General features: G+C 53.0%; 8 tRNA genes. All 8 read left to right on the top strand.

From position 1 onward, the window contains the following. Positions 1-90 precede the first annotated feature (90 nt). The 8 genes from B1728_RS35435 to B1728_RS35400 all read left to right on the top strand — a co-directional run bounded on the left by B1728_RS35435 (position 91) and on the right by B1728_RS35400 (position 817). Positions 91-167, top strand: a tRNA-Met gene (locus B1728_RS35435). A gap of 13 nt (positions 168-180) precedes the next feature. Further along, a tRNA-Asp gene (locus tag B1728_RS35430) sits at positions 181-257 on the top strand. A 22-nt stretch (positions 258-279) separates the two neighbouring features. Continuing rightward, positions 280-355 (top strand) — tRNA-Phe (locus tag B1728_RS35425). Positions 356-371: 16 nt separating this feature from the next. Then, positions 372-447: transfer RNA gene (locus B1728_RS35420), tRNA-Thr, on the top strand. A gap of 31 nt (positions 448-478) precedes the next feature. Continuing rightward, positions 479-563, top strand: a tRNA-Tyr gene (locus B1728_RS35415). 7 nt (positions 564-570) lie between these two features. Next, positions 571-644, top strand: a tRNA-Trp gene (locus B1728_RS35410). A gap of 13 nt (positions 645-657) precedes the next feature. Continuing rightward, positions 658-733, top strand: a tRNA-His gene (locus B1728_RS35405). 12 nt (positions 734-745) lie between these two features. Continuing rightward, positions 746-817: transfer RNA gene (locus tag B1728_RS35400), tRNA-Gln, on the top strand. The last annotated feature ends 3 nt before the right edge of the window (positions 818-820 follow it).

Below are 820 nucleotides of genomic sequence, written 5' to 3'. Positions count from 1 at the left end.
GAGGCTTAGCTCAGCTGGGAGAGCATCTGCCTTACAAGCAGAGGGTCGGCGGTTCGATCCCGTCAGCCTCCACCATATGTAATCTAACGACGCGGGGTGGAGCAGCCCGGTAGCTCGTCGGGCTCATAACCCGAAGGCCGCAGGTTCAAATCCTGCCCCCGCAACCAATTTACTAAGTGTGGAGCCGTGGTGTAGAGGCCTAACATGCCTGCCTGTCACGCAGGAGACCGCGGGTTCGAATCCCGTCGGCTCCGCCATTCATCTTCAATGTAATACCGAGGCTCGGTAGCTCAGTCGGTAGAGCAGAGGACTGAAAATCCTCGTGTCGGCGGTTCGATTCCGTCCCGAGCCACCATGTAAGTAATTAATATGCCGTTGTAGCTCAATTGGTAGAGCAACTGACTTGTAATCAGTAGGTTGGGGGTTCAAGTCCTCTCGACGGCACCATTGCTTCATCAAGCAGCAAGCAATTGAATATGGAGGCTTAGCGAAGTGGCCAAACGCAGCAGACTGTAAATCTGTTCTCATTGAGTTCGGTGGTTCGAATCCATCAGCCTCCACCATTTTCATAGGGGCATAGTTTAAAGGTAGAACAAAGGTCTCCAAAACCTTTGGTGTGGGTTCGATTCCTGCTGCCCCTGCCAATTTCATATCATGGCGGTCGTGGCGAAGGGGTTAACGCACTGGATTGTGGCTCCAGCACTCGTGGGTTCAAGTCCCATCGATCGCCCCATTATTACAGCATTGGGGATTAGCCAAGCGGTAAGGCAACGGACTTTGACTCCGTCATGCCTAGGTTCGAATCCTAGATCCCCAGTTT

The sequence above is a fragment of the Paenibacillus sp. 32352 genome, from assembly GCF_002042965.1.
Classification (GTDB): Bacteria; Bacillota; Bacilli; order Paenibacillales; family NBRC-103111; genus Paenibacillus_S; species Paenibacillus_S vulneris.
This window is presented reverse-complemented; position numbering and strand designations above follow the sequence as displayed.